The sequence below is a fragment of the Streptomyces coelicoflavus genome, assembly GCF_045041415.1.
GTDB lineage: Bacteria > Actinomycetota > Actinomycetes > Streptomycetales > Streptomycetaceae > Streptomyces > Streptomyces coelicoflavus.
In genome coordinates this window covers 1,280,523-1,300,890 of sequence record NZ_CP108218.1, presented here as the reverse complement: position 1 = coordinate 1,300,890, position 20,368 = coordinate 1,280,523, and the positions used below count along the sequence as shown (strand labels likewise).

Below are 20,368 nucleotides of genomic sequence, written 5' to 3'. Positions count from 1 at the left end.
CAGCAGAACGGCGAGCGCGGCCGCGCCTGCCAGGATGCGCCCGAGGCGGCGTATTCGCCCACGTGTGTCGAGGTGGCGCCATGGAAGCTCGGCCGGTGCGTCTTCGCAGTACCAGGCATCGCCCACACGGACGTTCCTCCCCGGATGCCCAGTCCGTTCCCGGGCAGATGGCTCTCGCGGTGCGGACCGGGCGATGGCTTCCTCGCTGTCCGTGAGGAATCTTCTCCACACCGAGTCAGGGGTGGGATTCGGCACTGTCGCTCATTTCGCTGGTGTCGGTGCGTCATGACCGGGGCGGCGTGGCGCGTCCCGTGGGCAGGTGTCTGCATCGAGGCGGACGAAGGGGATCGTGCGCCCGGCCTCGCGCAGGGCCGACTCGGTGCCGTCGGTCGGCAGCCCCAGGTAGGCGCACAGGCGGCGGGCGGTGCGGGGGTGGCGTCGGCCGTAGTGCGCCATGACGTCGGCGCCTTCGTCCGGGGTGAGGAAGTGGGCGGTGACGGCGTGGTGGCGGTTGCCGAACTGCACGACCGTCTTCGGCTGGGCACGTAGGTTGCGGTACCAGTCGGAGCGCGGACCGAAGCCGGAGGCGACCGTCCAGGAACGATACGGCGCTTCGTAGGCCCCGACTTCGAGAACCACCCGGCGGTCGTGTCCGCTGATCCGCCCCACGTGGTGCAGCAGCAGCAACCGTCTGCCGAGCAGCGGTCCCAGGCCGGCTCGGAACAGGAAGATGGGCGCGCGAGCGGCCCGCCTGCGCCAGCCGGCCGGAACGCGCGGTCTGGCGGGGTCCGCTTCATCAGGTGTCATGCTCGCCTCCAGGGGGCGGCGGTGTCCAACCTCGCTTCGACGGGGCCGGAGACCCGAGGATTTTACTTCGGAAGGCAAAATTTTGCACAGTCTAAATGATGGATCCCGGGTAGAAAGGGTCCATGGTGGAGCGCGAGTCCCGCGAGGGGGCCATGGAGGACGTCGATGCCGTCACGCGGGAGGTGCTGACCGCCTCCCGGCTGCTGGTGGCGGTTTCCGCCCGGTCCCTGTCCGCCGTCGAGGAGCGGGTCACGCTGCCGCAGTTCCGGATGCTGGTCGTCCTCTCCACCCGGGGCGCCACGAAACTCGTCGCTCTCGCCGACCTTCTGCACGTCGCCCCCTCGACGGCCATGCGCATGGTGGACCGGCTCATCGCCGCCGGGCTGGCGGACCGCCAGGTCAATCCCGCCAACCGGCGCGAAACCCTGCTGCGGCTGACGTCGGAGGGTCGCCGCACGGTCGAGGAGGTCACCGCCCGGCGGCGCACGGAGATCGCCGTCATCGTCGAACGTCTGAGCCCAGAGAAGCGGCGGGTGCTGATCGACGCCCTGGCCGCCTTCAACGAGGCGGGCGCGGAGCCCTCCGCCCCGACTGCCGACACCGAGCCGTCCCCTCTCGGCTGGGAATGACGACACCGTACCCTGTTTTGCACAATGCAAGGAATTGGCGGAGCGGGCCTGTGCCCGTTGCGGGTGCGAGGGAGCCTACGTATGAGCAGACGGCGCCTGGGCCCGTCCGCGCACGGCTCTCACGCGGCGGCTCATGTGCGCGCCATGGTCTGGGGGCCGGCGGATTTCACGGGTCTGCCGCCTCGGTCGTTGATCGGTGAGGGTCTCTTCGCCGGATTCCTCGGAGCAGGGCTGATCGTGGGCGCCGGGGTCTTCGGCGCCTGGACCGGCGAGCCCGCATTCGCCGCGGGCGAAGTGGGCTTGGTGTGCGCGCTGGGCCTTGTTCTCTACCTGCTCCTGGTCCGCGCCGGCCGGGCCATGGTGGGGATCGTCGCCGTCCTTGCCCTGGGGCTCGCACTGCACACGCCTCAGACCGCCGCCGGCGTGGTCCTCACGGCCCGGGGGCGGGAAGGGTCCGTGGTCGTGACATCCGTCCAGGCGAGTGAGAAGGCGTCCGGGGCTCGGGGCCGACATTTCTGCTCGGTGGAAGGTCGGGACGGTGTGCCCTCCACGGCTCGGATCTTGCGGGGGTGCACCCAGGCCACCCGCCCGGGGGACGCGCTGGCGCTCGTCTACGACCCGAAAGGGCTGGTGCCTCCGCGCGGGGTCGAGGGCGCGACGGGCATCCTGAAAGAGCTGAGAGGTCTGGTCGGCTGGGCCGTCGGGCTGGTCGTCGCCTGCGTCATCGCGGTGGTGCGTTCCTTCCGCCTGCTCGACCGCCCGGCCGCCTCCGGCTCCGCCCGTCCTGGTGGCCGGAGTCCGACTCGTGCACGACGTTCGGGAACTAGTGGCGGCGGCGGGCGACGATTTCGCCGAGAAGACGGCTCCGAGGGACCCGCTCCGACCTGAGGTGTCCCGGTTGCACGACTGGCCGAGCGACTCTGTGCTGACCGGCCCGCTATGGGGTACCTGTCCACCTGATCATGGACGACCTCGACGAGCGGAGGTGAACGGATGGAGCGGCACGTGCAGCCGGCGGACTGGATCGAGGTCGTGGGCTGGTTCAGTCTCGCCGTGGCCTTCGCCAGTGCCCTCGTCATCCTGGCCGACATCGTTCTCGGCAGCCAACGCCAGAAGATGTGGATCATGAATGTGGTGTATCCGGTCACCGCCCTGTACTGGGGGCCGGTCGCCCTGTGGTTCTACTTCACGCGCGGTCGGCGCACCTCGAAGCCGATGGTCGAAGAGCAGGGCATGCCCGACTCCGACAAGCCACCGCAGTGGGACGTGCAGTCGAAGGCCATCAGCCACTGCGGGGCCGGGTGCACCCTGGGGGACATCGGTGCCGAGTGGCTCGTCTACGCGGCCTCACTCACGCTCGCAGGCAAGGCCCTCTACGCCGACTTCGCCCTGGACTTCGCCTTCGCCTGGATCCTGGGCATCCTCTTCCAGTACTTCACCATCGTCCCCATGCGCAACATCGGTCGGCTCAAGGGCGTCTGGGCAGCCGTGAAGGCCGACACCCTGTCCATCATCGCGTTTCAGGTCGGCCTCTTCCTCGGCATGTGGCTCTACCAGCAGGTCATCTTCTCGCCCGGCCTGCCGAAGACGAGTGCTGCCTACTGGATGCTGATGCAGGTGTCCATGGTCCTTGGCTTCTTCACCGCCTGGCCGGTCAACGCATGGCTGGTGCGGACCGGCTGGAAGGAGAAGATGTAAACCCCGGTCACGGGCTCCCCTGCGACGGTCAGCGGTGACAGTCACGGTACGGACAAACTGCTGCTGGTTCGTTGCCGGGCTCCGGCAACGAACAACGCTTGACCCTGCTGTGCTTCGCCCATGGACGTCTGGTGAAGGAGTCCGGGAGTATCGGATGGTCGGGTGTCGGGGGAGCAAGCAGGAGCGCTCCCAGCCCGACCGCCATCAGCACTGACAGGGGGAGGGCACGGGATGCTCGGACGCAGGCGGGTCAAGGGCCGGTTCGTGACACGTGACCGCATGCCGCGCGCCACGGGTGAGTCCGGCACCGGGAGTGACCTCTGGGCATGCCCGGAGCCTCCAGGGACGAAACATGGAAGGGGTGCTCCCATCGTCGTTCACACGCCCACCGTTTCGGACGGTGGCCGCGCCATGTCCCTGCAGGGCAGGGCGGTTGGTGTGGCACACGGCGCCCAAGACGTCATCCTGCTGATGCGTCGGCACGGTGTGGAGCTGGATCGCGAAGACCTGGACCGCAGTCCGCTCGTCGAGTGGCGGGGAGGCGGCTCCGAGGCGTGGGGGCTGTCGCAAAGCGTTTCTTCCTGAGCCCGAATCGGTTGGTCACCGAAGGTGCGCGCGCCTTCGTCCGGACCACGGCCCGCCAGGTGCGGTACCGCCTTCTGGAACGCAACTGGTGGACCCACGAACTCACTACCTCTACTGCCACGACGCAGGTCGCGCTATAGCGTCGGTCGCTCGGCCTCATCGGGTTGTTCGAGCCCTGGGAGCCGTTGTCGGCTCGCTTCACCGCTGTGACGGGGTCTCCTCCCCTGTGCCAGGTCTGCTATGGCGATCCGGCTCGTCGCGCGGTCAGAGCGGTGGTGCGCTGCCCATCTCTGCGGTGAAGAGGACGGGGTCACTGTCGAATCCTCGCACCGCTTCCCGGAACTCCCAGGCCCCCGAGGTGTTCCGGGTGAACTCCGCCACCGTGGCGGCAGTGGCCCCGGCGACCCGCTGGAAGTCGTCCGTCAGAAGTTCCTCGTATCCCTCCGCGACGACCACCCCGGTGTTCGAGACATCGCCGAAGGTCTTGTGTCCGTCGTCCTGATGAATCGCAACTCCAACGACCACGCGTGCGAAAGAGGGGGACAGGCGGTCGAGTTCGAACGTCATCTCCTCGACGAAGCCGAAGCCCTGACCGGTCCGGCTGTGCCGGCTCATGTTGATGGTCCCGTCCGGTGATCGCTTGTCGAACTGGACGACGTACACCGGCCGCCCGTGCGGTGCGTCCGTGGCGTAGGTCGTGGCGATGATGTCGAGGTGGTGAGGCGGCAGGTCCCAGGGGCTCGGGTCCCACTTGAGCCGCACATCGACCTTCTTCAGCCCCTTGGCGTTGCTGCTCACCGGCTTGCCACCCTCTCGTTCCAGTCACCGCGGGGCGCTCCCGCACAGTCAAGTATGAGCCGCCGGGCCCTCGGTGGACCGCTCGCAGCGGTGCGCTTGCCCGGAACCGTGGCGCTGCGTTTCCCTGGGGCGGTGTCCGAGGAGCCGTGGGATCGCGAGCCTCCCGCTCGCCGATCCCGGCGCTTTCGAGGACCTGCTCCCACCTGGGCCGCACGGGCCGTGGTCATGGGCCGCCGCCGTCACCACGGGAACGCGCCCGATCCAGGGAAACTGGCCAGGAACCAAATCACCAGCGGCATGAGTACGAGGAGCACGAACGCGGCCAGCGCCTTTGCCCACGTTGCTGACCTTCCAGGACGCTCGCCAGACATATCGGCTGCGGTGCGACGGCGCGGCGTCGGTGGGCGCCGGCCCCGCTGTGAGGATAGCTGCTGCGTGTACTGAGCATGAACCTGTCTTCGGCAGGGGGAGTTGCCCGCTCTGAACGGTCAGCGGCACCGCGGGCGGCGCCGTCGACGAGCCTCCGGCCCTGGTGAGGCAGCCGAGGGGCTCGTTGGGCAGGACGTGCGGGTCGACTAAGCTCGACGTCTTGGTCTGAACCATGAGGGGTGTGGTCTGTGCGGCGGTGGCGGTCGGGTCAGGGGCGCGCCGTCCGGAGCCGGATGGGGCGAACGTGGCTCGCCTGTCTGGTGGCCGGGGGTGTGCTGCTGAGCTGTGGGAGCGCGTACGGGTACTGGCGGTACAGCAAGACTGTGCGAGCCGTTGCCCGTTGCTTGCGGACCCCCGCCGCAGCATCGCACGCCGAGCACGGAGACCGGAGGGCGGTCTCCGTGCCGGTAATCGGTCCCGGCACGTTCGCCACCGCGGCCGCTGAAGGCCGGGTGGTCGGTACGGGAGCGCGGCTGCGGCGGTACCAGGTGCAGGTCGAGGACGGCAGCGGCGTCGTGGCGGACGCTGCGGCGCGGGAGATCGCCGGGATCCTGGGGGATCCGCGCGGCTGGGGCAGCGACGGCGCGGACTCGTTCCGGCTCGTGGCCTCGGGGCCGCGCGACTTCGTCGTCAAAATCGCTACGCCGCACACGGTGGACTGTCTGTGTGGCGCGGCCGGCCTGGACACGCACGGTGAGGTCAATTGCAGTGTCGGCCGTACCGTGGTGGTGAATCTGCGGCGCTGGCTGCTCGGGTCGCCGGAGTTCGACGGGCCGATCGAGGAGTACCGGGCGCTCATCATCAACCACGAGGTCGGGCACCGCATCGGGCACGGCCACGAGACCTGCCCCGGTGCTGGCCGACCCGCACCGGTGATGATGCAGCAGATCAAGGGGCTGAAGGGATGCGTCGCGAACGCCTGGCCGTTCGACGCCGACGGGCGCTACCTCGGCGGCCCGCACGTCTCGTGACCGGTGACGGGCGAACACCGAAGGGATACTTTGCGCGGATCGGCGAGCCTGAGCCCTCTGTCACCGAGGAGACGTGGCCGGCGGGATGTCCTGCGGCGGGTGCAGTGATCTCAGGGCGCCTTGGTGGCTCAACCAGCCGACCGGTTCGTCCTTTTCGGCGTCCAGGACCGGGAGTCCCGTGCCGGAGGCGGACAGCAATGGACGCAGGGCGTGCGCGAGTTGCTGGTCGGCGGTTACGCGTGGTGGCGTCTGCACGAGGTCGCCCGTCACCGACGGTGCGCCGTCGGGTTGTTCCGCCAGGGCTTCGGTCACTGCGCGCGCGGTGACGATGCCCATGTACGCGCCCTCGGGATCGCGGACCGGCAGCGCTCCGTGTGCGGAACGGCTCAGGAGACGAGCCGCTTCAGCCAGCTTCAAGGAGTCGGCCACCGGGGCCGGCAGCGGTTCCATGACGCTGGCGACCGCCTCGCCGCCAATGGCCGCGCCTGCCGCCGGGCCCTCCAAGTCGATGCCGCGGCGGCGCAGTTTGAGGGTGTAGACGGTGTCCCTGGTCAGCACCCGGCTGGTGACGGTGGCCAGGACGATCGCCAGCATCAACGGCAGAATGATCGAGTATTCACTGGTGAGCTCGAAGAGGATCACCACCGCAGTGATCGGGGCGCGGGCGGCGCCCGCGAAGACGGCCCCCATGCCGACCAGCGCATACGCGCCGACCGCGCCCGCGGCCCCGGGCAGCAGGGCGTGGGCTCCGGCGCCGAATGCCGCGCCCAGCGTCGCCCCGATGAACAGGCTGGGCGCGAACACTCCGCCCGACCCGCCGATGCCGATGGTCAGACTGGTGGCGATCATCTTTCCCAGGAGCAGGACCAGGAGGAATCCGATCGCGTACTTGCCGTCGGTGGCGCTTTCCAGTACCGGGTAGCCCACGCCGTACATCTCCGGCAGGGCGAGCAGGACGAGGCCGAGGGCCAGGCCGCCCGCCGCGGGTCGCAGCCATTCCGGCCCGCGCCAGGCCCAGTCGCAGGCGTCCTCGATCGCGTACAGGACGCGCGTGAAGGCGACCCCGACCCCGCCCGCGAGGACTCCCAGGAGGGCGAAGAAGGTGTACTGGATCAGGTGTTGGACATGGAAGGCGGGCAGGGTGAGGAAGGCCACGTCTCCGAAGGCGGCGCGGCCGATGATGCTGGCCACGACGCTGGCGAGGACGGTGGCACCGAACGCCTCGATACTGAAGGCGGCCAGTATCAGTTCCAACGCGAAGATGACTCCGGCCAGCGGGGCATTGAAGGTGGCAGCGATGCCTCCCGCCGCGCCACACGCGACCAGGAGCTTCACCCGGTCCTCGGTCAGTCTGGTCAGGCGGCCCAGAGTCGACCCGAGCGCGGAGCCGATCTGCACGATCGGCCCCTCGCGGCCCACCGACCCTCCCGAGCCGATGGTCAGCGCCGAGGCGAGAGTCTTGACCACGGCGACCTTGGGGCTGATTCTCCCTCCGCGCTGCGCCACCGCAAGCATGACCTCCGGGACACCGTGACCGCGTGCCTCCTTGGCGAACCGGTTGACCAGCGGTCCGTACAGCAGCCCGCCGACGACCGGCACCGCGAGCACGAAGAAGGGCCCCAGCCAGGAAACGTGCGGATTGCTGCTCCCGGGTGCCGCCGCGTAGTCGTCGTGCCCCGAGAAGAACCGGGTGAAGGTCTGGATGCACCACCGGAAGGCGATCGAGCCCAGCCCCGTCCCCGCGCCGACCAGCATGGCCAGTCCCATCATCGAGCCCCGGGTGTCCGAGACCGGGCGTCCGGCCCGTCCCTCACGATGTATGACGCTCACTGCTTCCCCTTCCTCACTTTTGCATTATGCAAAGAGTGTCAAGAGGGCGCGGCTCGCGGGTATCGGTTCCTTCCCGTCAGTCCGCGGCGGGGCGCGCGGGGGCGTTTCTTGCGGATCACCGCGGTGTGCACGTACGGCTGACGGTGGTCTCCGACGTCGAGCCGTCTGGGCAGGGGCAGCTCGTGGCGGACCGGGCGGGTGCGGTCGGCCAGTTGGCGGCGCGGGTTGTAGACCTGGTTGAACTTCCACAGCATCCGGGTGAAGTTGGACTGTCCGTGCAGCAGGTTCCGGCCCAGGATGCAGGTCGCGCCGAGAGCGGTGCGCGGGCCCAGGTGCCTGCGGTTGATCACGGCCTGGGTGCGCACCAGCTCCTCGTAGAACCGCTCCAGGGGTAGTGCGGTGGGGACCACAGCGTGCTGGGTGTCGCGAAGAGGCGGTAGTCGCGGGGTGTGAGCCGGCGCGACTCGGTGTGCCAGATCTTCGTGCCGGGGTAGGGCGTCATCACGGTGAAGTGGACGATCACCGGCACCGAGAGGGTGAACTCCCGCACCACGCGGAACCGCTTCTCGTCCCAGGCGGGATCGACACGGAGCCGAGAACGTGTGTACGGACCTGCCCGCAGCCAACGCCTTGTGGGGTGGGAAGACGGTGACCTATCCCACATACTGGTCCGACGTAGCCGAGCCGGACCTCGTCGTGGCAGGGGTCCCCGCACCCCAGGGTGCGGGATTCGCCATGTGGGACGTCAAGCCCGCCTCGGCCTACGGACGCAGCCGCACGGCATCCGTGGACAAGCTCGCCGGCTACGTCCAGGGCTCCCACAACGAGTTCGGCCGGCCCGTGGTGGCGGTGACCCGATTGTTCCCGAAGCACGCCCCGACCCGAAGGACCCGAACGGTGACGAAGGGGTCATGAGGCCGACGGCCTGATCTGCTGCCAGCTGGACAAACTCCAGCGGGAGAAGGGCCGGGGGCGCTGGGGTGCTGCGCTGACGCGAGGTCCGCGCCCGGTCGACGAGCACACCATCTTGAGCTCTGGACGATTTCTCGCCAAATCGAGCAATCCGGCGTTGTCCTTCGTCCTCTCAGCCAGGAGCCCCTTTCCCGGGGTGAATGCGAGCCCGTCGCATTTCGGCCCCGATTCCTGCAGCACGTTAGTTCGAGCGTTCCCCTGATCATGCATCACCGCGACCTCTCTTCACTCCTGACTCACAGGTGATGCACTGTGCGCACACAAGCGCGAAGACTCGTCACGGTCGTGCTGGCCCTGGCTCTCCTGACCACAGCGGGGGGCACGCCCTCCTGGGCCTCGCCCCGGGACCGGCCCCACACCTCGGCCACCGGGGCCATCGATCACCAGCCGGCCCGGACAGCCGACGACCTGCCCGAGCCCCCCAAGGCCATGACGCTGGCCGAACGCCGCAAGCAGGTCGCCGAGGACCGGCACGAACGATCGCCGATGCGTGACTACATGAACGCCCCGGAGCGGACACCCAAGGGCGAACGCCACAGCCGGCCGGACACAAACCACGTCGACCGTGGACCGGCCGCCCAGTCGAGCGTGTCACTGCAGCCCCTCGCCGCAGCGGCCGAAAACCCCACCTGGGTGTCGTCCTGGGCCACCGCCTATCCGGGGATGCTGTCAATCGGTGGACAGGTGAAACTGCCCAAGCAAGGATCGTCATACACCGGAATGTGGCTGTACGTCCTGGACGAGAGCGGATACCCCGTCGTCCAGCAGGAGATCAAGAAGTCCACGGACGATCCCAGCGGTGACACTCCGGACACGGGTGCCTGGTGCTACGACTGGTGGTCGAGCAACTCCTACCCCGCGGACCAGTGCTTCTGGTGGGCCGGCAGCGCGCTGGGCGGCATCCTCGAGGACGGCAAGGAGTACTACGCCTGGGTCTTCCTCAACAGCGCCGACGGGACGTCGAGCCCGGGCGGTACCACCTCGCCGTTGGTGGAGGCGTTCTACACGCCGGTCATCCCCGGGGCCCAGGCCGGAATCTGCACCTGCTACGCGCAGGCGCACCGCGCCGACCCGGTCAACACGGCCACCGGCATGTTCTTCGAGCAACTCACCGACGCCTCCCTGGTGAGCCCCGGCGTGCCCCTGGCCCTGGAACGCACCTACCGCTCCGACTCAAGCGCCGTCGGCCTGCTGGGACGCGGCTGGGCCACCCCGTTCGACGCCAAGCTGACCCTCGCCACGGGAAAGGTGACCTACCGGACGGACGACGGCGCGTCGTTCGTGTTCACGCAGAACGGTGACGGCTCGTACACCGGCCCGGCGGGCTCGGCGGCCAAGCTCGTCAAGGGTACGAACACGTACACGATCACCACCCCGGACCACACCGGACGGACCTTCGACAGCAGCGGCCGGCTCACCTCCGTGACCGACAAGGCCGGCCAGGGCCTGGCCCTGACCTACGCGTCCGGGAAACTCGTCTCCGTCAAGGACGCCGCCGGACGCACCACCACCTTCACACCCGGCACCGACGGACTGCTCTCGAACGTGGGCCTGCCCGACGGCACATCGGTGTCGTACGGGTACACCGGCGGTCTGCTCACCTCGGTGACCGACCCGGCAGGCAGGACGTCGTCCTACGCCTACGACGCGAACAAGCGCCTGTCCTCCTATACCGACCCTGCGGGCGGCAAGGTCACCAACGTCTACGACACGTCGGGCCGCATCACGTCCCAGACCGACCAGAACGGCAAGACCACCACCTTCGCCTGGGACGGCAAGAGCGAGTCCCACACCACGGCGCCGGACGGCGGCGTGTGGACAGACGTCTACGCAGGCAACGTCCTGATGGAGACGATCGACCCGTACGGCGAGAGCATCACCTACGACTACGACCGCCGTCTGCGTCCCGTCGCCATCACCGACCAGCGCGGCAACACCACGGAGATGACCTACGACAGCGCCGGGCGGATGCTCACCCGCAGCGCCCCCTCCGCTCTCGGCTACGCGGAGAGCTGGACCTACGACGGCGCGGGCAACATCACCAGCCACACCGACGGCCGCGGCAACAAGACCACCTACACCTACAACACGTCCAACCAGCTGACGTCGGCGACGGATCCCCTGGGTGGCAAGACCGGGTACACATACACCGCGCTCGGCTCACTGGACACCGTGACGACCCCGCGCGGCAAGGTCACCACCTACGGCTACGACGCGGCAGGAAACCGGACGTCGGTCACGACCCCGCTCGGCGAGAAGACGACGTTCACCTACGACGACGCCGGTCGCATCCTGTCCAAGACGGACCCGCGCGGCAACGCCGCGGGAGCCGATCCGGGCGCCCACACCACGGCGTACGCCTACGACGGCCGCGGGCTGCTCACCTCGGCCACGGACGCCCTGGGTCGCACGACCGCCTACGAGTACAACGGCGCCGAGCAGTTGGTGTCGGCCACCAACCCGGCAGGCGAGAAGACGACGTTCGCCTACGACGACGCCGGCCACCTGACCCGGACCACCGACCCGGCCGCCAACTCCATCACCCGCACCTACGACGCGAGCGGACGCCTGTCCTCCGAGACCGACGCGACCGGCGGCACCACCACCTACACCTACGACAAAGTGGGCCGCCTGCTCAGCAGCGTCTCACCACGCGGCAACGCCGACGGCGCCGACCCGGCCGGCCACACCACCAGCTACGCCTACGACGCGGCCGGCAACACCACCGAGGTGACCGGTCCGACTGGCGCGGCCTCCACCACGACCTACGACGCGATCAACCGTCCCCTCGTGGTCACCGACCCGCTGGGCCGCACCACTGGCTACACCTACGACGCCAACGACAACGTCACCAAGGTCACCGACGCCGCGGGCGAGACGGTCACATCCGTCTACGACAAGAACAACCGGCTCACCAGCAGCACCAACCAGCTCGGCAAGACCACCTCCTACGCCTACGACGCCGACGGCAACCTGCTCAGCCATACCTCCCCGCTCGGCCACAAGGCGAGCTGGACCTACGACGCCGACGGCCGTCAGACCACCGCGGTCGACCCGCGCGGCAACGCCACCGGCGCCGACCCGGCCAAGTACACGACCGCCTACGGGTACGACCCGGCGGGCAACCCCACCACGGTCACCGACCCGCTCGGCGGCGTGACCACCACCACCTACGACGCGGTGAACAACGTCGTCGAGCAGACGGACGCGGACGAGCGTGCCACCGTCTACGGCTACGACGACCTGGACCGGCTGACCGAGGTCACCGCTCCCGGTGGGGCAGTAACCGCGTACGAGCACGACACGGCCGGCAACGTCACCGGCCGCACCGACGCGAACGGCCACGTCACCACGTACGGCTACGACGCGGCCCATCGCCTGACCTCGGTCACCGACCCGCTGGAGCGGGTGACCAGCTACGGCTACGACGCCGACGGCAACCTCACCGGCAAGACCACACCCCGCGGATCCACCGACTACACCCACGACCCGCGCGGCCTGCTCACCGAGATCGACTACTCGGACGCCACACCGGACGTGACCTTCGGTTACGACGAAGCCGGCCGCATGACCGCCCGCGCCAACTCGAAGATCTCCGAAGACTTCGCCTACGACTCCGTCGGCAACCTCACCAAGACCCGCCACTTCGCCTACACCTACGACGCCGCCGGACAGATACTCACCCGCACCCACAGCGGCGGCTCCGTCGCGTACACCTACGACGACGACGGCCGCACGTCCACGATGACGGCCGACGGCGAGACCACCACCTACACCTGGGGCCCGGCCGCGCACCTCACCCGGTCCGCGCTGCCCAACACGGAGACGGAGGACCGCGGCTACGACCGCGCGGGCCGCCTGACCGCCGTCACCTCCGCCAAACAGGGCGTCACGGTCACCAAGACCGCGCTCACCCTCTCCGCGGCCGGTCTGCCCACCCACGTGGACATCACCAGGGCCGGTGTCGGCGCCGGCGGCTACGACCAGACCTACGACACCGCAGGCCGCCTCGCCACCGGGTGCTTCCCACAACCCGGAATCGCAGGATGCGCCTCCGGCCGGGCCACGTCCTACACCTACGACAAGGTCGGCAACCGCCTCACCACCACCCTGGGCGACACGTCGACCAGCCACACCTACGACGCCGCCGACCAGCTCACCTCCACCACCACCGGCACCACGACCACCGCATACGGCTACGACACCGAGGGCAACCGGACCAAGAAGGGCCCCGACACCTACACCTACGACCTGGCCGGGCAGATCTCCGCCGCCACGATCGCCGGAGCGAACTACACCTACGACCACGATGCCAGTGGCAACCAGGTCACCGTCGCCAAAAACGGCACGACAACCAACCGCTACCAGTGGGACCCCAACGCCCCCCTGCCTCTGCTGGCCTCGGAGTCCACCGGCCTGGGCAGCGCGCAGACCTACCGCTACGACCCGCTGGGGCAACCGGAGTCGACGGAGACCGGCGCCGGCGCCGTCTACTACTACCACCACGACACCCAAGGCTCCCCGGTCGACGTCACCGACAGCACCGGCACCCTCCACCAGCGCTGGGCCTACGACCCGTACGGCACCCGCACTCTGGACACCGTCACCGACGGGGCTCCCGCGAGCACCCCTTCCTACACCGGCGCCCGCTACGAGACCACCACCGGCAACCTCGACCTGCACGCCCGCCAGTACGACACCACCACCGGCCGCTTCACCCGGCCCGACCCGGCAACTCGCCCCCTGTCGACACCGTATGTGTCACCGTACGCATACGCGGACAACGTCCCTTCCCTCCTGACGGATCCCAGCGGTCTGTCTCCCGACGACCCGAACAACGACCGCGTCGACAGCCTCGGCGAGGCGGCGAGCATCTTCGGCGACGGCTTCGTCGAGGGCCTGAAGTCCCCCTTCGTCTTCCTCGGAGACGCCTACAACGCGCTCACCGGCCAGAACGGCGGTGCCGGCGCGTTCGTCGACAAGTACCTGCCCGTCCGCCCCGCCTACCGTCTGTACCGCGCCGATTACATGCTTCGCCAGCAGGGCTGCGACGCTCTCGCGGACCTGTACACCGAAGCGGCCGAAGAACTCACCAAACAAATCCTCCTCGTGGGAATCGGCGGGCTGACCGGATGGCGCCGGACGGCCGTCGCCCCCGAGACCGCGACGGTCCTCAACGTGGGGAACCTGCGGTTCGGGCCTGGAGGTGGCGGGGTCACCAGAGGGTACGGAGGCATTGCCTACAAGACCCCGATCACAGAACAGCTCAGAGCACTGGTGAACCCGCAACGCGGCGAAGCCAACTGTCGCGCCTGCGCGGTAGCAGTCGACCGCCTGCTGGCCGACGGTGCTCCGTCCTCAGCGCCCGGAGGTCTCAGGGAAGGCTCCACAGCGCCCATCGAAGCGCTGTACGGCGGACGGCAATTCAAGTCGTCCACCGTCTCCGGCATCGTCAATGAGATCAAGAACGCCGGAAACGGCGCCCGAGGTATCGTGATGGGGCAGAAGGGACGGCGAGCCCACGTGTTCAACGTGGTCAACATCAAGGGAGACGTCGTCTTCCTGGACGGTCAATCGGGCCACGCCAATCTCTCAACATGGCGCAACTTCTCCCTCCTGAGGACAGACTGATGCTCGACATGGAAGAGGCAACCAGGCTGGCCAGGCAGTTCCTGGACCAGGCGGTCAGTCATGAAGGCATGGCCTTCGCGCTAGTCGAGGGCGAGCGCGTCCAGGTGGGCACCGCCTTCTACTTCGACTGCCAGTCGGTCGCCTACCTCCGCACCGGGAACCTCCGGGACATGGCCATCGGCACGGGCTACATTCGCGTCGACGGGGAAACCGGGGAGTGCCGCATGCTGGGAGCAACCGAATCCGCCCAGCTCGACCTCTTCTGACCAACTGTGGCCGCACCTCTGGTGTGACGCATGAGGGCCGGGCCGGTGGACGGGGCGACGCCTCGCGCATCCACCGGCTCGGCAATGCCACATGCCTACGGAGAGCCGGCCCGAACCGGGGGCCGTACACATGAGGGCAGCCCATTGCTGCAGCCCGTCCCAGGGGCTGTCCGATGGGTCGTGCGAGCTCCTTGCCTGCGACGTCGGTTGAGGAATTGGGAGCAGCGCCTCAGGCGGATGCCGTGGTACTCCGGCATGAGTGGAGACGCCGAGGTCATCGTCCTCGCTCGCTGGTCGGACGAGGTGATGGATCCACTGACCCAGGACGACCCGGAGCGCACGCTCTACTCGCGACCAGGACGACGACTGCTTCGGGCTGTGGATGCTCCAAGAGGGCATGCTGCTGCGCACCGACCAAATCAAGGCTCTGCCCGGGCAGACGTCAGAAGCACGCCGCGACACCCGCCCACCCTGGTAGTCCGAGTTCGACGGCTCATCCTGGGACGTCAGGGCTGTCGGCGGACCTCACCGAGGACCATGTCGATGCATGGATGCGATGGGCGCTCCAGGAGGGGCGTGGGCGGGGAGGGAAGCCGGGCACCGGCCTGGGGGCGACTTCGGTCCAGATGTCGCTGGCCCGGCTGAAGGAGGCGCTTGACCGGGCAGTGACACAAGGCTTGCTCCGGGTGAACGTCGCTCGTGAGGTGACCGTCCCCTGTAGGGCACGGAAGGCAGAGCGCGGGGTCAGGAAGGCCGTGCCGCCGTGGAGCGTCGCGGAGGTACGCGCCTTTGTCCGTGCGATCGAAGGTGACCGCCTGCAGGCACCGTTCCTCCTGGCTCTGATGGGTCTTCGGCCGGCGGAGGTCCGTGGCCTGCTCTGGGCGGACGTCGACCTGGGCGAAGCCACGGTGTCCATCACCAACACCCGGACGGTCGTGGGTAACGACATCGTGGTGGAGAAGGACGCCAAGTCGCTTGCCGGTGAGCGGCAGCTCCCTCTGCCGGCTCCGGTTGTGGCTGCTTTGACCGCGTTCCGGGATGCTCAGGCAGCCGAGAAGACGGCGGCCGGGCACGGGTACGAAAACAGCGGCTACCTTCTCGTGGACGCTCGGGGCAGGGCGCTCAACGGACGCCAGCTGCGTGAGCGGGCCTACAAGGTCATGGACCGCAGCGGGCTGCGTCGGGTCCGTCTGTACGACGCCGGTGCGAGCTGCCTGACATACCTGGCGAACCACGGGGTCCCGGACCATCTCCTCGCCCGGTGGGCAGGCCACGCCGACGCCCGGACCACGAAACGCTGGTACGTGAAGCCGGATGTGGAGGACCTGCGGCCGGCGGCGGACACGTGGGGAGGTCTGGCGAGTGGCTCCGCCCCCGTTCACGGAGAGAATGTGAGATGTGGGAGCGTGAACGGGTGAGTGAGAAGAACGTCGACAGCATGCAATACCGCTTTGACGGGCCGGAACAGGCCCCGGTCCTGGTCATGGGGCCGTCCCTCGGTGCTACATGGCACAGGTTGTAGAGACCGTCCAGGGGCGTCTATGCCAGTCCACTGCGGGCATGAAATTGCAGGTCGGAGCCTCTTGGTCCGAGAGCGTCTGCCCAGTTGGTGATGGCTGTGTGATACGCGGGTGATATGGCGAGGCCCTGCCGCGGTCCGTCATGGCGGGGTCTCTGCCCGGATCCGTGAGACGTCGAAGCCGCACCGGAGCGCTCCGGTGCGGCTTCGACGTGAGGTCGAACGCGTTGGCGCGCACGATGCGGTCGGTGCCTCTAAGGGGTCCGTGTGCCTGTAACTCTCTCGGGTGCCTGATTTGCGATCGCACCCGCTTATCCGTCCGTACCGGGGTGCGTCTTTCTCCCAGCGCGACGAGACAGGCTCATGCATCTCGATTGCTACATTGCCCGAGGGGCCGACCACTTGGCCGGGCTCACACGGCCATGATGGCCATCAGAAGCGGAGTGGTAGGCTATAAAGCTTCCTCATCGAATCGGCGACCGAGCAGGACGCCGGACTCTGGGCGGGCTATCCCGCCGTGGTCCTGGCAGGGCTGCGTACCGGACGCTCCTGGAGGCATCCGAACTTCGCCCCCTTGTTGATACGGCGCGTCGAGATCATCCAAAAACCGGCTTCACGAAACGGCTGCTCGACGATTTCACGGACCTCGGTCCAGGCGCTGTCGCCGCCGAGGAGGATGCCTTGCTCCGACGACTGACCGGCAGGGGCACACCGCCGAGGTAACCGCCTACCCTCGTCGTGGCTTCGCAGCGGCTGGCCGTCCTTTCACAAGAGGGGCTTGTGGGAAACGAGCGGCTGCTGCCGGCTCCGAGTCATCGTTGCCGCGGTACGGCCGGACCGGGAGGAATCGAGGCCGTTCCGGCCATAAAGGAGGGCCTGTCTTCCGCGACGGCCCCGGCGAGTCGAGTGATCACGATCTTGCAGCCGAGTCGTGGAGGGCGGTAGCCCATGGGAGTGCGTCGTTGTCTCAGGTATGAGCCTTCTGGGGGATAACGGAGATGGTGTGACGTTCGCTCAACTGACGGATTCCTACTGGTTGGACGACGTTAGCGGTGATTGCCGCGAGAGCAGGCAGGATGTCGAGCCCGTTGGCGCCGGCCGCGTCGTGGGCCGCTGGGCCGGCTGCGTGTGGTCATGCTGCCGGTCGCGTCGGCCACGGTGAGCGCTGCGATCGTGGTGATGACCGCCGACGGCCCGCTGGACGACCTCGGCACCCGCATACGGCCGGAAGCCGGCACGCCCCCCTGCGCCGAGCAGACAAGGGACGATAGGAAGGGGGCCGGCCCGCCGCCCGTGAGGGTGGCAGGCCGACGAGGCCGCGCCGCCTCCGGTGGCAACGCCGTGGCCTGCCCACTTCGAATCGCCACTACGCGTCTTCAGCGGGTGCGTGAGTCAGACCTCTGGGGGACTGCACCGCAGTTCCGTTGCAGACCGGCTCCGCCCGACGCGTCATGTGGCCGGTCCCCGCCCCTGTTTCAGGCCAGCTTCGCGGTCAGGGTGATGGTCGTGCCGGTCAGGGCCTGGCTGACCGGGCAGTTCTTCTTGGCGTTCTCGGCGGCGGCGACAAAGGTGTCGTTGTCGAGGCCGGGGACGGTGCCCTCCACCGTGAGGTGGATGCCCTTGATGCCCTCGCCGGGCTGGAAGGTGACGTCGGCGGAGGTGGTGAGCTTGCTGGGCGGGGTGCCGGCGCCGGTCAGGCCGTGCGACAGTGCCATGGAGAAGCAGCTGGAGTGGGCGGCGGCGATCAGCTCCTCCGGGCTGGTCCTGCCGTTCGCCTGCTCGGCGCGCGACGGCCACGACACCGGCTGCTCGCCGATGCCGGACGAGTCGAAGGTGACGACGCCGTTGCCCTCGAGCAGGTTGCCTTCCCAGACGGTGTGCGCGGAGCGCGTGGTTGCCACGGTGGTTCCCTTCGTTGAGCCTTCGGCCCCTGATCGGGGCAGCGAGCCCATCGGATCACAGGAGGACGTGGCGCGGCGGCACGGTGTCCCACGGCGATACCGGCGGTCGTGCGGTGTCAGCACCGCCCGCGAACGCAGACCCTCGCCATGACGGCACGCTTCACGAAGTTGATCGTGATTTACTTCTGCGTAAGCGTTACTGCAGGCTGTGGGGGCACGTGAGTTAGTAAGGCTAAGGGGAAGAGCTCCGACAGATGATTCCTCGGTTGCTGGAGCAACCCTTTCGGGCCGGCTTGATCAGTCGCCAGGCCGGAGAAGCGTGCCCTCTCGTCTCTCCACGTCGGCTGCGTCACGCTGCGCGCATCGACCCAGCGCGTCCCGGACGACCCGTGCAGATATCGTGATCTGTCGTCATCGAGAGCCGGTACACATGCTCGTCATCGGCGCATCGCTCGGGGCGGCAGTCGAGTCGGCCGCCCGTTTCACCCGCACCGCACGCCGGTGCACCGCACGAAGGAAGCCTCTTCCATGGAGTCCGTCCGCGTTCTGCTGGTCGACGACCAGCAGATGATCCGCACCGGTTTCCGTCTCATCCTCGAATGCGAACCGGACATCGCCGTTGTCGGCGAGGCGTCCGACGGCGACTCCGCTGTCGAGCAGGTCTTCGCCCTGCGGCCGGACGTCGTCCTGATGGACGTCCGCATGCCCGGCACGGACGGTGTCGAGGCCACCCGGCGCATCGTGGAGTCCGGTGCGGAAGCCCAGGTCGTGATGTTGACCACGTTCGACCTGGATCGGCACGTCCTGGACGCTCTCAGGGCCGGAGCCGTCGGTTTCCTGCTCAAGGACGGGCCCGCACAGTCTCTGGTGGAGGCGGTACGGATGGTGGCCGCCGGTGACGCGGTCCTGTCCCCCCGTGTCACTCGGCGGCTTCTGGACCGCTTCGCCCGTCTGCCTCAGCCGGCCGTCGGGGCCGCGTCCAGGCGGCTGGAGCATCTCACGGCCCGCGAGGTCGACGTGTTGCGTGCGCTGAGTCGGGGGCTGTCCAACGAGGAGATCGCTCAGGAGTTGGACGTCAGCAAGAACACGGTCAGGACACACATCGCTCATATCCTGGAGAAGTACCATCTGCGTGACCGGGTGCAAGCGGTGATCCTGGCCTACGACGCCGGCCTGGTCACACCGGTCGGGCACGCTTCCACCGTCCGCTGACAGGCTGTTCCTCCCTGACGGCCTCCCACGAACGAGTCGTCAGCGCGGGGCGCGAGATCAGAGGCGCAACGGCGACTGCTCGGGCGGCACTTCGTACGGCACGCCCTCGCGCATACCCGTGTACCTGGTCCGGCCCCACCGGTGTACGGCGTCGACGGAGACCCCGTACGGCGCCAGACGTCCGTTCAGACGCATCACACGGGCTTGCAGCGCCCGTTTGCTCACCGGCTCCCCGGCGGTGCCGAGCAGCAGACCCAGATCGTGACAACACCACTCACGGGAAGGCAGGCTCAGAAGTTCCAACAACACCTGTTGAGAAGCCTGGTGAGGCACGACCTGCGGACGACTCCGGGACGGTGCCCGCAGGCGTTGACGCCTCGAAGAGAGATCGATCCACCTGCGTTCGGCGACGATCCGTCCGGCCAACTCCCTAGGAGGGGTGTCCCGGGGGAGCACGTTGACGGCCCCCGCACGCAGCGTGGCGACCACGTCCACGTCCCGGGGGGCCAGCACCACGACCGAGGAGATCGTGCTGAGCACGCGCACGCGCTGCTCAAGTCGGTCCGTTCCGCCGTCCTCTGACACATCGAGGACGGTCAGTCCGTCGGGCCTGCGCAGCAGCGACATGTAGGCCGGTGCGGAACCCCATGAGTGGGACAGGGCCGGCAGCACGTGGTACGGGCGCATGGTGCGCAGCAGACGGGCTGTCTTCTGCCGGCGCAGTGAGAGGACGACATCGACGGGGCAGGAGGAGGACATCGCAGTTGTGGGCATGGGCATGGGCATGGGCATGGGGGTGGGGTGGGGGTGGTACTCGTGTGGCGGGTCCGTTCCATGCTCGGCACCCCCGCGCGCCACCGGCTGCTCAAGCGGTGGTCGTCATGTGCTCACCTGTGCTCAACGGCGGCCGCCGAGGGTGCAGGGGCGACGAACTCTCCGCCCCTCGTGGGCGGCCGCTCTTGGTGATCCACGGACGCATATGCTCCTCTCGGAGTACTCCCGTCGCGGCCGCGCTCCGCGCTGTCGCGGTCAGCGGCCCGGGCGCGTCGGGCGAGACGGAGAGGCGGAGTGAGTGAGCACGCGCGGCGGCAGCCTGGGCCGGCGGTTGGAACGAGTCCGG

Annotated in this window: 15 protein-coding genes and 2 pseudogenes; 11 read left to right on the top strand and 6 right to left on the bottom strand. The window is 68.5% G+C overall.

The window, feature by feature from the left end; translation table 11 throughout:
• Positions 1-261: 261 nt before the first annotated feature.
• A complete protein-coding gene (locus tag OHA99_RS05755; RefSeq protein ID WP_366471289.1) occupies positions 262-807 on the bottom strand; it encodes a nitroreductase family deazaflavin-dependent oxidoreductase in 546 nt (181 codons plus the stop codon).
• 122 nt (positions 808-929) lie between these two features.
• On the opposite strand from OHA99_RS05755, the gene OHA99_RS05750 reads away from it, so the two are divergent.
• From OHA99_RS05750 to OHA99_RS05735, 4 genes are all read left to right on the top strand, one after another.
• Complete coding sequence (locus OHA99_RS05750) at positions 930-1,436, top strand: MarR family winged helix-turn-helix transcriptional regulator (RefSeq protein ID WP_194279870.1); 507 nt, start codon at positions 930-932, stop codon at positions 1,434-1,436.
• A gap of 81 nt (positions 1,437-1,517) precedes the next feature.
• Complete coding sequence (locus tag OHA99_RS05745; protein ID WP_405694504.1) at positions 1,518-2,324, top strand: hypothetical protein; 807 nt, start codon at positions 1,518-1,520, stop codon at positions 2,322-2,324.
• Between the two features lie 105 nt (positions 2,325-2,429).
• Positions 2,430-3,134, top strand: coding sequence for a DUF4396 domain-containing protein (locus OHA99_RS05740; RefSeq protein WP_405694502.1), 705 nt, complete (start codon positions 2,430-2,432; stop codon positions 3,132-3,134).
• 411 nt (positions 3,135-3,545) lie between these two features.
• Entirely contained in the window at positions 3,546-3,719 is a 174-nt protein-coding gene (locus OHA99_RS05735; protein ID WP_153177148.1) for a hypothetical protein, read from the top strand.
• 264 nt (positions 3,720-3,983) lie between these two features.
• On the opposite strand, the gene OHA99_RS05730 is transcribed toward OHA99_RS05735, so the two are convergent.
• Positions 3,984-4,517 (bottom strand): TerD family protein, encoded by a 534-nt coding sequence (locus OHA99_RS05730; RefSeq protein WP_194279869.1) that lies wholly within the window; start codon positions 4,515-4,517, stop codon positions 3,984-3,986.
• A gap of 662 nt (positions 4,518-5,179) precedes the next feature.
• Here OHA99_RS05730 and OHA99_RS05725 point away from each other — a divergent pair.
• Positions 5,180-5,917 carry a DUF3152 domain-containing protein gene (locus OHA99_RS05725; protein WP_228126062.1) on the top strand — a complete coding sequence of 246 codons (738 nt, stop codon included), beginning with the start codon at positions 5,180-5,182 and terminating at the stop codon, positions 5,915-5,917.
• A gap of 60 nt (positions 5,918-5,977) precedes the next feature.
• Here the strand turns inward: OHA99_RS05725 and OHA99_RS05720 are convergent, their stop codons facing one another.
• On the bottom strand, positions 5,978-7,684 hold the full coding sequence (locus OHA99_RS05720; protein ID WP_194280263.1) for a chloride channel protein: 1,707 nt from the start codon (positions 7,682-7,684) through the stop codon (positions 5,978-5,980).
• Between the two features lie 101 nt (positions 7,685-7,785).
• Positions 7,786-8,339 (bottom strand): annotated as a pseudogene (locus OHA99_RS05715) (hopanoid C-3 methylase HpnR); the annotation flags it as partial.
• A gap of 56 nt (positions 8,340-8,395) precedes the next feature.
• On the opposite strand from OHA99_RS05715, the gene OHA99_RS05710 reads away from it, so the two are divergent.
• The 5 genes and pseudogenes from OHA99_RS05710 to OHA99_RS05690 all read left to right on the top strand — a co-directional run.
• Positions 8,396-8,662 (top strand): hypothetical protein, encoded by a 267-nt coding sequence (locus OHA99_RS05710; protein WP_405694499.1) that lies wholly within the window; start codon positions 8,396-8,398, stop codon positions 8,660-8,662.
• A gap of 486 nt (positions 8,663-9,148) precedes the next feature.
• Positions 9,149-14,350 (top strand): DUF6531 domain-containing protein, encoded by a 5,202-nt coding sequence (locus OHA99_RS05705; RefSeq protein ID WP_405698903.1) that lies wholly within the window; start codon positions 9,149-9,151, stop codon positions 14,348-14,350.
• A gap of 8 nt (positions 14,351-14,358) precedes the next feature.
• The gene (locus tag OHA99_RS05700; protein ID WP_228126061.1) at positions 14,359-14,616 is read left to right on the top strand and encodes a YrhB family protein; all 258 of its coding nucleotides are present in this window, start codon (positions 14,359-14,361) and stop codon (positions 14,614-14,616) included.
• 626 nt (positions 14,617-15,242) lie between these two features.
• Complete coding sequence (locus OHA99_RS05695; protein ID WP_405694496.1) at positions 15,243-16,034, top strand: site-specific integrase; 792 nt, start codon at positions 15,243-15,245, stop codon at positions 16,032-16,034.
• Positions 16,013-16,129, top strand: a pseudogene (locus OHA99_RS05690) (3-oxoadipate enol-lactone hydrolase); the annotation flags it as partial. The gene OHA99_RS05695 and the pseudogene OHA99_RS05690, both read left to right, overlap by 22 nt.
• A 1,481-nt stretch (positions 16,130-17,610) precedes the next feature.
• Here OHA99_RS05690 and OHA99_RS05685 read toward each other — a convergent pair.
• Entirely contained in the window at positions 17,611-18,036 is a 426-nt protein-coding gene (locus OHA99_RS05685; RefSeq protein WP_030856509.1) for an OsmC family protein, read from the bottom strand.
• Between the two features lie 528 nt (positions 18,037-18,564).
• Between OHA99_RS05685 and OHA99_RS05680 the strand changes: the two genes are divergently transcribed.
• Positions 18,565-19,248, top strand: coding sequence for a response regulator transcription factor (locus OHA99_RS05680; RefSeq protein WP_125537121.1), 684 nt, complete (start codon positions 18,565-18,567; stop codon positions 19,246-19,248).
• Between the two features lie 57 nt (positions 19,249-19,305).
• Here OHA99_RS05680 and OHA99_RS05675 read toward each other — a convergent pair whose 3' ends face one another.
• A complete protein-coding gene (locus OHA99_RS05675; RefSeq protein WP_405694493.1) occupies positions 19,306-20,040 on the bottom strand; it encodes a hypothetical protein in 735 nt (244 codons plus the stop codon).
• Between the last annotated feature and the right edge of the window lie 328 nt (positions 20,041-20,368).